Here is a 13,202-nt window from a genome sequence, read left to right on the forward strand (position 1 = left end):
GGTGAGTGGTGAGTGGTGAGAGGTGAGAGGTGAGTGGTGAGTGGTGAGTGGTGAGTGGTGAGTGGTGAGTGGTGAGTGGTGAGTGGTGAAAAAATGCCCAACAAGTTAGCGTTTAGAATTTAGGTTTTAGACTTTTTCTTTAGAATTTAGAATTTATTTTTTAGAGTTTCTCCCGTAATTAAACTCCCTATTCACTATTCCAGCTTTTATTATAAATTTGAACCATCAAAATTAGAAACAGAATGACTGAGGTAAGATACAACTGGACGAAAGAAGAAATTGCTGAGATATACCATACCCCATTGCTTGACCTTGTGTACAAGGCCGCTACCATACACCGTGAAAATCAAGACTATGCCGAGGTGCAGATCAGTTCGCTGATCTCAATCAAAACCGGCGGCTGTTCTGAAGATTGCGCGTATTGCCCGCAGGCTGCCCGCTACAACACGGGTGTAAACGTGCATGCCATTATGCCTAAAGATGAAGTTATTGCCGCTGCCGAGAAAGCAAAAGCAGGCGGCGCATCGCGTTTATGTATGGGTGCCGCCTGGCGCGAGGTTCGTGATAACCGAGATTTTGATAAGGTAATTGACATGGTGAAAGCAGTTAATGCGCTGGATATGGAAGTTTGCTGTACCCTGGGTATGCTTACCGAAAGCCAGGCCCAGCGTTTGGCTGACGCGGGCTTATATGCCTATAATCATAACCTGGATACTTCTGAAGAGGATTACAAACGTATCATCACCACGCGTACCTATGATGAGCGCCTGGAAACCCTGAAGCATGTGCGTAAAGCTAAAATTACCGTATGTAGCGGTGGTATCATCGGTTTAGGTGAAACAGTTGAGGATCGTATCTCGATGTTGAAAACATTATCAAACCTACCTAAACACCCGGAATCGGTACCAATTAACGCGCTGGTACCTGTACAGGGAACGCCGCTGGCCGACCAGCCGAGGGTATCTGTTTGGGATATGGTACGCATGATAGCTACTACCCGTATCATTATGCCAAAAACGGTAGTGCGTTTATCTGCAGGCCGTACAGAAATGAGCGTAGTTGAGCAGGCTTTCTGCTTTATGGCAGGTGCCAACTCCATCTTTGCCGGTGAAAAATTATTGACCACACCAAACCCGTCATTTGATACCGATATGGCTATGTTTGAATTGCTGGGTTTATCTCCACGCAAGGCTTTTAAAAATGGCCGCCCAAATGAAGTTAAAGAAGTTGAAATAGCAGGGTAAACCTGTATATAAGAAATATTTTAAAGAGAGGCTCATGTAATGAGCCTCTCTTTTTGTTTAAGAAGGCAGCTTGATTACATCATGTCATTGCTGAGGAACGAAGCAATCGCGAACTATAAAGATCCCCCTGCATAGTTCGCGATGGCCACGCTACGCTCGCAAGGACAAAAATTAATCATAAATAAAAAAAGACGCATGTAATGCGTCTCTACAAAAAATAATTATCTCTTAATTAATCCCGCATATTGATGTACTGCAACGGCTGGCCAAAGTTTTCGGCGCGGCACAGGCTGATCACGGCTTGCAGATCATCGATCTTTTTGCCTTGTACACGCACCTGATCGTCCATAATGGAGGCTTGTACCTTGAGGCCGCTGTCTTTTATCTTTTTAACGATCTTTTTGGCCGCTTCCTTGTCAATCCCTTCCTTGATCTTGATCTCTTTACGGATCATATTGCCCGATGCGTATTGCTCCTTGCCATCGTCCAGTGCTTTAGGGTCAAGGTTTTGTTTTACCATACGGCTAATGATAGCATCGGTTATGGCTTTTAAACGCATATCGTTTTCGGTAACTATGGTAATTAAGTTGGTTTTCTTATCCAGGTCGATAGTACTTTTTGAATCGTTAAAGTCATAACGGTTCAAAATTTCCTTTTTAGCGGTATTTATGGCGTTATCAAGGGTTTGTCCGTCTATCTTGCTTACTATATCAAATGTTGGCATAAGTAAATGGTTTTATAAGTGTTTACAAAACTAAGGTATTAGAAAGATTTATAAAACCTGTTCAGTTAATTTGTTGTAAGCGCAAGCCTCACCTAAACTCTCTTAAAGAATCATAGCCCTTGAAAAGGCATAGTTTAACAGTCATGTTGTTTATCGACTCACCCCGACATCGCTGTGCTTGTCGGCCCTCTCTTCAGCTTCGCTGGAAAGAGGGCGGGAGTTTTCCCGTTTTTCATACCCTCTTTCCGCCGCAGGCGAAGAGAGGGTGGTTCAGCGCAGCGTAGACCGGGTGAGTCTACTAAAGGTCGCTCTTTTTGAACCCTCTCCCTTGGAGAGGGCAGGGTGAGGCAAAACTGTTTAATTAAGCCTCACCTAAATCCTCTCCAAAGGAGAGGACTTAAACTTCGCTCATTAATGTTGCTCTTTTTGAACCCTCTCCTTTGGAGAGGGCAGGGTGAGGCTACGTAATGGCTATGAAAAGCATAACGTATATTAGACTCACCCACCCATTGCTTCGCTCGGGCACCCTCTCTGCCCTTTGGGCAAAGAGGGTAAAGAATCTGTAGGAAAAAATTCCCTCTTTCCGCCGCAGGCGAAGAGAGGGATGGCAAGCGCAGCGATGCCAGGGTGAGTCGATACGGTAAGCTAAGCCCCCTTTGTTAACTTTTTGTAATAATTAATAATCAATAAAAACTCATGAAATACTAATGAGTTAATATTAACTTAACAAATAAATAGGCAGTTTTGTAAAAGCGGACCCCAGTGGGGCAAAGTATATGGATAAACAGGTTCCCTTAATTAACAGAGAAATAAGTTGGTTATATTTTAACGACAGGGTTTTGCAGGAAGCTGCGGATCCAACTGTTCCGCTTATTGAACGGATAAGGTTTTTAGCCATATTTTCGTCCAATTTAGATGAGTTTTATCGTGTGCGTGTGGCTACTATGAGCAGGCTGGCCGCCCTTAACGAAAAATCAAAGGAAATTCTGGGTTTCAATCCCAAAAAGCTGCTTAACCAGATCAAAAATATTGTTGTAAAGCAGGAGCGTAAGTTCAATAATCTTTACGAAAACATTATTGTAAAGCAGCTTGCCGAAGAAAAAATATTCATCCTGAATGATAAGCAGCTTAACGTAACACGCGGAGCGTTTGTTAAAAGCTATTTCAGGGAAAAGCTGCTGGCCACCCTGGTGCCTATCATGCTCAATGATACTTTGCCGCTGCCCGAACTGCGCGACAGGGCCATTTATTTTTTTGTAAAGCTTACCAAAAATAAAAAATCAAGATTTGCCCTTATTGAGTTTCCGGATAACCTGTCACGGTTTATTGTACTGCCCGAAACTAATAACCTGAAATTCATCATCCTGCTTGATGATATTATCCGATATAGTTTAGAAGATATCTTTTTCATATTTGATCATGATAGTATCGAAGCTTATTCGCTTCAGCTCACCCGCGATGCTGAGCTTGACCTGGATAAGGAGGTAAGCGGCAAGTTTATAGACGCGCTGGCAAAAAGCTTACAGAAACGTAAAAAGGGCACGCCCATGCGTTTGCTTTACGATACCGAAATGCCGATGGATATGCTCAAGTACCTGGTAGGTAAAATGGGTTTGCATGGCGAAAGCCTCATTCCGGGCAACAGGTATCACAACTTTAAAAATTTTATATCATTTCCAAACGTAGGCAGCCCGGAGCTTGAATTTGTTAAATATCCGCCTTTACCGGTTGAGGATCTGTCATTTGGCAAAAGCCTGATCGGGTTAATAGCTAAAAAAGATTACCTGATAAGTACACCATACCAATCATACGATTATATTATCCACTTTTTGCGTGAGGCCGCTATCGATCCTAAAGTTAAGGAGATCAGCATTGCTGTTTACCGTTTGGCCGAAAATTCCCGCATTGTACACGCCCTTGTAAATGCCGCGAAAAACGGTAAAAAAGTGAATTGTCTGGTTGAGCTGCGTGCGCGTTTTGACGAGCAAAACAATATTTTCTGGAGTAACAGGCTGGAAGAGGAAGGCGTAAACGTACTGTATGGTATAGCTGGGTATAAGGTGCACTCTAAAATATGCCTGGTTAGCCGATTAGAGAAGCAAAAGATGGTAAACTACGCCTGCTTATCAACCGGGAATTTTAACGAAAAAACTGCTAAAATTTATGCCGACCATACGTTATTTACCGCCAATACAAAAATAACTGATGACCTGGCTATCGTGTTCAGGGCGCTGAAACGGAATATTTTACCTAAAGGGTTAAAAACCCTTATTGTATCACCTGTTGATTCACGGCCTGCAATTTACAAGCTTATTGATACAGAGATAAAAAACGCGAAGGCTGGTAAAAAGGCCTACATGATATTAAAAATGAACAGCCTTGCCGATGAAGATGTGATCAATAAACTTTACCAGGCCAGTAACGCGGGGGTAAAGATCAAGATGATCATTCGGGGTATGTGCTGCCTGGTGCCAGGTGTAAAGGGCTTTAGTGAAAATATTGAGGTAATCAGTATTGTAGATAAATACCTGGAGCATGCACGTGTACATATTTATTGCAATGGTGGCAATGAGCTGATTTACCTGACATCGGCAGATTTTATGACCCGTAATATTGACAACCGCGTTGAGGTGGGTTTCCCGGTTTTAGATGAGCACTTACGTAAAGAGGTAAGGGAGATGATCAATATCCAGTTGCATGATAATACCAAGGCCCGCGAAATAAACAGCGCTAACAATAACAAATATCACAAAACCAGTTCTGCCACCAGTCACCGTGCGCAAATTGAAATATATAACTACCTGAAAACAAAAAATAAATAACCCAAATTGAGATACGCCGCAATAGATATAGGTTCAAACGCAGTAAGGCTGCTGATTGCCGACATTATTGAAAATAATGGTTCGGTTTCCTTTAAAAAAAATACCTTGATCCGGGTTCCTTTACGCTTAGGCGATGATGCCTTTATTCAGCATCATATTTCTGAAAAGAAAACCAACGATCTGGTAAAGTCTATGCAGGCTTTCAGAAACCTGATGGATGTATATAAGGTAACTGATTATCTGGCTTATGCCACATCGGCTATGCGTGAGGCTGATAATGGGGAAGAGGTTGCTAAACTGATCAAACAGGAAGCGCAGATTGACCTGGAGATCATTCACGGCTCAAAAGAAGCTAAAGTTATTTACGCCAGCCATGCAGATCAAAATATCGATAAAAGTAAAAATTACCTTTATGTAGACGTAGGTGGTGGCAGTACAGAACTTTCATTATTTTCAACCGGGCAGCTGATGGCGTCAAAATCATTCAACATTGGTACCATCAGGATACTGGATAACCAGGATTCGGAAGAAACCTGGAACGAAATGAAGGATTTTATACGCGAGCATACCCGTGGGTTTAAACAGCTGGCAGGTATAGGCACTGGTGGTAATATCAATAAGTTATACAGGCTATCCGAAGAGGAGAATGATGCGCCGATGAGCTTTACCAAACTTAAATCGCTTTACACTTACTTAACATCATTTTCGCTGAAAGATCGTATCAATGTGCTCGGATTAAACCAGGATCGGGCCGACGTTATTATTCCGGCTTGTGAAATTTACCTTACCGTGATGAAAAACGCGGGTATTAAGAGCATTTATGTGCCGCGTGTAGGTATGGTTGATGGTATTATTCAACTATTGATAGAGAAAAATTTATAAAAACATAACGTAAAATTATTTTTACAAATTTGTTTAATAATCAAAAAACTGTTATTATCTTTGTAATGCCCTCTCAAGGGCATGTTTTTCATAGGTAGATGTAGGGTCGGGTACTTGTATTCGACCCTTTTTTATGCCCGTAACTTGTGTGATAGGGTTAAATGATGAATTAATCATGAAGAAGAAGATTGTAGTTGCCATTACGGGTGCCAGTGGTTCCATTTATGCCCACCTGTTATTAAAAAAATTAGATCAGTTGAAAGACCAGCTGAAAGAAGTTGCCGTTGTTATGTCAGACAATGCCAAAGATGTTTGGCGCTTTGAGCTCGAAAACGATCATTTTAATAATTTCGATTTCAAATTTTACGACAAAAAAGACTTTATGGCGCCCTTTGCATCGGGCTCGGCCAGGTTTGATACAATGGTTGTTGTGCCATGCTCTATGGGCACCCTGGGCCGCATAGCCGGAGGCATCTCTGATGATCTGATAATCCGCGCCGCCGATGTGATACTCAAAGAACGCCGTAAACTGATCCTCGTTGCGCGCGATACGCCGCTTAACCTGATCCATATCCGTAATATGCAAACGGTAACCGAGGCGGGTGGCATTATTTGCCCGGCCATACCATCCTACTACAGCAAACCAAAAACCATCGAAGAACTGGCCATGACGTTAGTAAACCGCGTTATTGACCTCATAGGCCTGGAAAATGAAAGCTACCGCTGGAGCGAAGAGGAGGGCTGATTTCGGATTTGGGATGTTCGATTTAGGATTTAGTAATTAGAGAAGTCCGGCTAAGTAGGATTTCACTTTTGAGAGGATTAATAGCCCATCAATCGGCATAATCTTTGATTATCGTGGTCTACAAGTAACTCACCCGGTCTACGCTTCGCTGGACCGCCCTCTCTTCGCCTGCGGCGGAAAGAGGGCAAGGAAAAAAAGAAAAAGGAGCAAAGAAAATATTTTTTCCCCGCCCTCTTTCCAGCGAAGCTGAAGAGAGGGTCGACAAGCGTAGCGATGTCGGGGTGAGTCGATAAATGACCTGATTTAATGAAACTGTCAATTCATGGGCTAATACTCTTGAGAAGGGCAGAGTGTACTTACCCGAGGTAATTGATTCTATATTCCGTACATTTGTAATACTAAAGCAGTCCGGCCTTTCTGAGCACCAGAAAAGTCGGACTGTTTTGCTAACCGGGCAAGCCGGAAAAGATATTGAAATCGACTTATATTAGTTAAGGTGTTGTGATTGAGTTTGTTAAAACTTTTTAAAGCAAATAAAACCGCGCTAAAATGCAATAAAACGAGTGAAAATTGAATTTTTAGCCCCGTTTTTGAAGTTTTTTAGTCGTTTTTTGATTGATTTTGACCTCATTTTGTGTTAAAATTTAATTTTAAAAAGTAGTTCGACGATGGTTTTTAAGACTTGGTTTGATGGAGCAAATGTCACAATGATGCAAGGCTTAGTTCCTTAATTCAATAATTATTATCTTTGCCACCTTAAACATGAATAAGAAAGTAGCTTTTTATACCCTGGGCTGTAAGCTCAACTATTCGGAAACATCGTCTATAGGCAGGTTGTTTAACCAGGCTGGTTATGATACGGTTGAGTTTACGAATACACCTGACGTTTTTGTGATCAACACCTGTTCGGTTACCGAAAACGCGGATAAAAAGTGTAAAAAGATAGTTAAGGAAGCGCTCAAGATATCCCCCAACGCCTACGTAACCATTGTAGGCTGCTATGCGCAGCTAAAACCACAGGAAATTGCTGAAATTCCAGGGGTAGACATGGTATTAGGCGCTGCTGAAAAGTTTCAGATCATTGATCACATTACCGATCTCACTAAAAAGCCTAAGGCAGTGGTTTACAATCAGCCTGTATCTGAGGCTAATGAGTTTGTACCGGCCTACTCTTTTGGTGATCGTACCCGCACTTTCCTGAAAGTTCAGGATGGATGCGATTATTCATGTACGTTCTGCACTATACCCCTGGCCCGTGGCAGCAGCCGCAGCGATACTATTGAAAACGTATTGGAGCAGGCACGTCAAATTGCCGCATCGGGCGTTAAGGAAATTGTGCTTACAGGCGTTAACCTGGGCGATTTTGGCATCCGGAACGGTAAAAGGGAAGATAAATTCTTTGACCTGGTAAAAGCATTGGATGAGGTAGAAGGAATAGACCGTTTCCGCATATCCTCAATAGAACCTAACCTGCTTACCGATGAGATTATTGCTTTCGTGGCTGCTTCCAAACGGTTTGTGCCGCATTTTCATATCCCGCTGCAATCAGGTTCTGATAAAATATTGGGCTTAATGCGCCGCCGTTATAAACGCGATCTGTACGTAAACCGGATAGCTAAAATTAAAGAACTAATGCCCGATTGCTGCATTGGGGTAGATGTTATAGTAGGTTTCCCTGGCGAAACAAGAGAAGACTTTATCGATACCTATAATTTTTTAAACGACCTTAATGTTTCATACCTGCACGTATTTACCTACTCAGAAAGGGAAAACACACTGGCCAGCCAAATGACCGGCGCGGTACCCGGATCGGCAAGGGGCGAGCGAAGCAAAATGCTGCATATCCTGTCTGACAAAAAGCGCCGCGCGTTTTATGAAAGCCAGTTGAATACCAGCCAGGAGGTTTTGTTTGAAGGGGATATTAAAGATGGCTTTATGCATGGTTTTACCCGTAACTACGTGAAGGTAAGAACCAAGTATGACCCTGTGCTGATCAACGAATTGAAAACCGTTCACTTAACAAACATTTCACCGGATGGTGATGTCGATATAACAGAAAGCGAAGAAATATTGGTTCATTAAAATACTATCTTCGCTTTAAACTAAAACCTATGTTTCCAACTATTACATCGCTTCTACAGTATCTTTTTGGTATAAATATTCCCTTGCCCGTACAAACCTTTGGCTTTTTTGTGGCCATAGCTTTCATGGGTGCCTATTGGGCTTTTGCACAGGAATTTAAGCGGAAAGAAAAGCTGGGGATTATCCATTCTTTCAAAAAAACGGTAACAGTAGGTAATCCGGCATCGATGAATGAACTGGTTGGTAATGGTGTATTTGGCTTTGTTTTAGGTTATAAACTGGTTGACTGCATATTAAACTATCAAGCATTATTAGATAACCCTCAGGATTTTTTGCTGTCGCTGCGCGGCAATTGGATATGCGGCATCATTGGCGCTGCTGCATTTGCTTACTGGTCATATTATGAAGGCCAAAAACAAAAGCGGGCTAAACCGGTAACCAAAGAGGTAACCGTGCATCCATATGAGCTGATGGGCAATATTTTGCTCTGGGCTGCCATATTTGGTTTTGCAGGCGCTAAATTATTTAATGGTTTAGAAAACTGGGATGAGTTTGTAAAAGATCCGGTAGGTATGCTGATAGGCACAAGCGGGTTTACCTTTTACGGTGGTTTAATATGCGGTGGCGCGGCAGTATTATATATTGCCAATAAACACGGCATTAAACCATTAGATATGCTGGATATTGGCGGTCCGGGCATGATGCTGGCTTATGCATTAGGCCGTATTGGCTGTCAAATGTCGGGCGATGGGGATTGGGGTATAACCAATACCGCAGCAAAACCCGGCTGGTTAAGCTGGGCTCCGGATTGGGTATGGTCGTTCAAGTTTCCTCATAATGTAAATGATGAGGGTGTTGCCATACCGGGCTGTATAGGTAAGTTTTGCCATGAATTGCAATATCCCGTTTTCCCAACATCGTTTTATGAACTGGTAGTTTGCTCATTGTTGTTTTGGCTTTTATGGAGCATACGCGACCGTATTAAACCTGCAGGCGTAATGTTTGGCATATATATGATATTAGCAGGTGTTGAACGCTTTTTTATTGAACTGATACGGGTAAATACCAAATACCATGTAGCGGGCATTAGCTTTACCCAGGCTGAATTTATTTCATTGTTAATGGTTGTTGGCGGAACTGTTTTAATTGTAAACGGGCTTAACAAGGATAAAAAATCAGCTGCAGTAAAACATGGCTAATACCAAACTAACTAATAGATTATTAAAGAACCAGGTATTTAGGTTTGTAATTTCGGCAGGCGCGGGTTTTTTGGTAGATGTATCGGCCTTTTATCTGTTTTATCATAACTTACTTACTCAGCATACTTACCAGATATTTTCATATACTGTTCGCAATTCTACAGTATCATTGGCCATATCATTTTGTATGGGCGTTATCGTTAACTTTTTGATTACCCGTTACCTGGTCTTTACCGAATCAAAGCTGTCTGCTTACAAACAATTTATGCGTTTTGCATCGGTGGCTTTTTTGGGTTTCTTCGCCAATTTAGCGGTTATTAAAATATTGATACAGAACTTTGGCATCTACCCGCCGGTAGCAAGGATAGGGGCAGCGTTAAGCTTATTTTTCGCGAGCTTTTTTATACACAAGGCATTTTCATTCAGCTTATCACTAAGGCATCATGGAACTCAAAAACATAACCAACCAGGTAACTGAGGTTGCCAAACAGGCAGGCGATTTCATCAGACAGGAACGTAAAACCTTTGATCCGGATAAAATAGAATATAAAGGACTGAACGATCTGGTATCGTACGTCGATAAAAACGCCGAAAAGATCATCGTAGAAGGCCTTCGTAAAATATTACCCGAAGCAGGTTTCATCACCGAAGAAAAAACTACTACCACTTTAGGTGAAAGGTATAACTGGATCATTGACCCTTTAGATGGTACTACTAACTTTATACATGGTCTGCCAGCGTTTTCGGTAAGTATTGCCCTTAAAGAATATGATAAGCTGGTGTTGGGTGTGGTATATGAAATTAACCAGGATGAGTGCTTTTACGCCTCCAAAGATACCCCTGCTTACCTTAATGGCAAAGAGATCGGGGTGAGTAAAAATAAAGCCGTGGCAGATAGCCTATTGGCCACGGGTTTTCCGTATTATGATTTTTCCAAACAAGCTACCTACATAGATTTGTTTACCGAGTTGATGAGAAGCTGTCATGGCTTGCGTCGTATCGGTTCGGCAGCGGTTGATCTGGTTTATACCGCTTGCGGCAGGTTTGATGCCTTTTATGAATATAATTTAAACGCCTGGGATATAGCCGGTGGTATAGTCATTGTAAAGCAGGCAGGAGGGGATATCGTCAATTTTAAAGGAGGCCCCGAGGTTATTGAAACCCGGGAACTGTTGGCTACCAACGGCCTGATCACTGGTGAGCTTTTATCAACCGTACAGAAGTATTTCAAATAAATAATAGGCACTAATTACACGAATTAAAAATGGCGCTAATTATTGAATTAGCGCCATTTTATAAATCATATTTGTGCCATTCGACTAAATTCGTGTAAATAATATCTTTTATAAAGCTTCAGATACCACTTCGGTAACTTCAGGTACCATACGTTTAAGCAGGTTTTCGATACCGGCTTTCAGGGTAACAGTTGATGACGGACAGCCACTGCATGAACCGCGAAGCTCAACAGTAACAACGCCTTCGTTAAATGAACGGTAAGAGATAGCACCACCATCCTGCTCAACAGCCGGGCGAACGTAATCATGTAATATCTGCTGTATTTTTACCTCGGTTTCAGAACCTTCAAAATTTACATCGGCAGCTTCTTCCTCTAATTGTACCTTCAATTCAGATTCTACAGCGCCTTTTACAAATTCCTTCATAATAGGTTCAACATCAGCCCAGTCGCTACCATCAGTTTTGGTGATAGTTACAAAGTTGCTGGCAAAGAAAACACCATTAACAAAAGAGAATTTATACAATTCTTTAGCGAAAGGTGATTTTTCGGCACTTTCTTTTGTAGGGTAATCTACACTGCCATTGATAAGCAACTTGTTCACAATGAACTTCATAGTTGCCGGGTTAGGCGTTGATTCTGTATATACGTTGATATTCATTTCTGCTGTTTTTAATAAATCTTAATTAACAAATTTAGCCAGCTTTTTTGTTTAAAGATAGCTATTAATTAGTTATGACACGTAAATGATATGTTTGGATGTGCAGATGCGTGAATTTGCGAATGTGCAAATTGATTTTGATAATCATCCGCACATCCACGCATCTACCTTAAATTCCTGTATAATTTAAAGGTGTTATTTGTTTCAATTCGTTTTTTATATCCTCGCTTACATTTAACGTATCGACAAAGGCTGCTATTGTTTGTCCGTTAATTTGTTGGTTGGTACGGGTCAAATCTTTTAGGGCTTCGTACGGGTTAGGGTAACCTTCGCGTCTTAAAATAGTTTGTATAGCTTCGGCAACAACCGGCCAGTTAGCTTCCAGATCAGCATCAATAGCATTCTGGTTTAACAACAATTTGTTTAAACCTTTTATAGTCGATTTAATAGCAATCAGCGTATGTGCCACCGGAACGCCGATGTTTCTTAATACAGTAGAGTCGGTAAGGTCGCGTTGCAGCCTCGAAACAGGTAGTTTAGCGGCCAGGTGTTCAAATAAAGCATTGGCAATACCCAGGTTGCCTTCCGAGTTTTCAAAATCAATAGGGTTAACCTTGTGCGGCATGGCCGACGAACCAACTTCGCCGGCTTTTATCTTTTGCTTAAAGTAGTTCATGGAAATGTAGGTCCACATATCCCTGTCTAAATCAATCAGGATGTTATTGACCCTTTTTAATGCATCGCACTGGGCGGCAAAGTTATCATAATGCTCAATCTGGGTGGTAAATTGCGAGCGGTTAAGGCCTAAAACTTCATTAACAAAATGATTACCGAAGTTTTTCCAATCCTTGCCAGGATAAGCGATGTGGTGAGCATTAAAATTACCGGTAGCGCCGCCAAACTTGGCAGAATACGGAACGGCTTTTAAATGCTGTAATTGTGCTTCCAAACGCTCAACAAAAACTTGTATTTCTTTACCCAAACGGGTTGGCGATGCCGGTTGGCCATGTGTGTGGGCCAGCATAGGAACCTGATCCCAGTCCTGCGCATAGCTTTTTAACGTGTTAACTAATTCATTGATAGCGGGGTAGTAGCTCTCATTAATAGCCAGCTTAAATGAATAAGGTATGGCGGTATTATTAATATCCTGTGAGGTAAGGCCAAAGTGAATAAACTCTTTAAAGGCATCAAGATTGCCTAATTTATCAAACTCTTTTTTGATAAAATATTCAACGGCCTTAACATCATGATTGGTTGTTTTTTCAATCTCTTTGATGCTCAGGGCATCGGCTTCGCTAAAATTTCTGTAAATGTCGCGTAACTTTTCTGACAGATCTTTATCAAACTGTTGTAATTGCGGTAAAGAATATTCGGCTAAAGCTATAAAATATTCTATTTCCACAAATACACGGTATTTGATCAGGGCATATTCAGAAAAATAGTTTGCGAGTTCGGCGGTGGTGTTACGATAGCGGCCATCAACCGGCGAAATTGCAGAAAGCGGAGTAAGCGTCATGATTTATTAAATTTTGGCAAAGATAAGAATTTAGATGTGCAGTTTGTAGATACGCTGGTGAGCAGATCATGAATATGCAGATTTTAAGGTAAT

The 13,202-nt window shown here is 41.6% G+C and carries 11 protein-coding genes; 8 read left to right on the top strand and 3 right to left on the bottom strand.

The genetic code is table 11. From position 1 onward, the window contains the following. The first annotated feature begins 242 nt into the window (after positions 1-242). Entirely contained in the window at positions 243-1,244 is a 1,002-nt protein-coding gene (bioB, locus tag AAGC65_RS09660; protein WP_343112236.1) for a biotin synthase BioB, read from the top strand. A gap of 232 nt (positions 1,245-1,476) precedes the next feature. Here bioB and AAGC65_RS09665 read toward each other — a convergent pair whose 3' ends face one another. Next, entirely contained in the window at positions 1,477-1,968 is a 492-nt protein-coding gene (locus tag AAGC65_RS09665; protein WP_343112237.1) for a YajQ family cyclic di-GMP-binding protein, read from the bottom strand. Between the two features lie 776 nt (positions 1,969-2,744). On the opposite strand from AAGC65_RS09665, the gene ppk1 reads away from it, so the two are divergent. From ppk1 to AAGC65_RS09700, 7 genes are all read left to right on the top strand, one after another. Further along, positions 2,745-4,790, top strand: coding sequence for a polyphosphate kinase 1 (gene ppk1 / locus AAGC65_RS09670; protein WP_343112238.1), 2,046 nt, complete (start codon positions 2,745-2,747; stop codon positions 4,788-4,790). 6 nt (positions 4,791-4,796) lie between these two features. After that, positions 4,797-5,672 carry an exopolyphosphatase gene (locus AAGC65_RS09675; protein ID WP_343112239.1) on the top strand — a complete coding sequence of 292 codons (876 nt, stop codon included), beginning with the start codon at positions 4,797-4,799 and terminating at the stop codon, positions 5,670-5,672. Between the two features lie 175 nt (positions 5,673-5,847). Beyond that, positions 5,848-6,417: a UbiX family flavin prenyltransferase gene (locus AAGC65_RS09680; RefSeq protein WP_343112240.1), complete on the top strand. Its 570-nt coding sequence runs from the start codon at positions 5,848-5,850 to the stop codon at positions 6,415-6,417. Positions 6,418-7,179: 762 nt separating this feature from the next. Further along, positions 7,180-8,499 (top strand): tRNA (N(6)-L-threonylcarbamoyladenosine(37)-C(2))-methylthiotransferase MtaB, encoded by a 1,320-nt coding sequence (mtaB, locus tag AAGC65_RS09685; RefSeq protein ID WP_343112241.1) that lies wholly within the window; start codon positions 7,180-7,182, stop codon positions 8,497-8,499. 29 nt (positions 8,500-8,528) lie between these two features. Then, positions 8,529-9,698 carry a prolipoprotein diacylglyceryl transferase family protein gene (locus AAGC65_RS09690; RefSeq protein ID WP_343112242.1) on the top strand — a complete coding sequence of 390 codons (1,170 nt, stop codon included), beginning with the start codon at positions 8,529-8,531 and terminating at the stop codon, positions 9,696-9,698. Next, positions 9,691-10,176, top strand: a complete 486-nt coding sequence (locus AAGC65_RS09695; protein WP_343112243.1) for a GtrA family protein — start codon at positions 9,691-9,693, stop codon at positions 10,174-10,176. Before AAGC65_RS09690 ends, AAGC65_RS09695 begins: the two co-directional genes overlap by 8 nt. Next, positions 10,142-10,933, top strand: a complete 792-nt coding sequence (locus AAGC65_RS09700; RefSeq protein ID WP_343112244.1) for an inositol monophosphatase family protein — start codon at positions 10,142-10,144, stop codon at positions 10,931-10,933. Before AAGC65_RS09695 ends, AAGC65_RS09700 begins: the two co-directional genes overlap by 35 nt. A gap of 108 nt (positions 10,934-11,041) precedes the next feature. On the opposite strand, the gene AAGC65_RS09705 is transcribed toward AAGC65_RS09700, so the two are convergent. Both AAGC65_RS09705 and purB read right to left on the bottom strand, forming a co-directional pair. Beyond that, the gene (locus AAGC65_RS09705; RefSeq protein WP_343112245.1) at positions 11,042-11,593 is read right to left on the bottom strand and encodes a NifU family protein; all 552 of its coding nucleotides are present in this window, start codon (positions 11,591-11,593) and stop codon (positions 11,042-11,044) included. A gap of 169 nt (positions 11,594-11,762) precedes the next feature. After that, positions 11,763-13,109, bottom strand: coding sequence for an adenylosuccinate lyase (gene purB / locus AAGC65_RS09710; protein ID WP_343112246.1), 1,347 nt, complete (start codon positions 13,107-13,109; stop codon positions 11,763-11,765). Positions 13,110-13,202: the final 93 nt, after the last annotated feature.

This window comes from Mucilaginibacter sp., from assembly GCF_039207105.1.
Taxonomy (GTDB): domain Bacteria; phylum Bacteroidota; class Bacteroidia; order Sphingobacteriales; family Sphingobacteriaceae; genus Mucilaginibacter.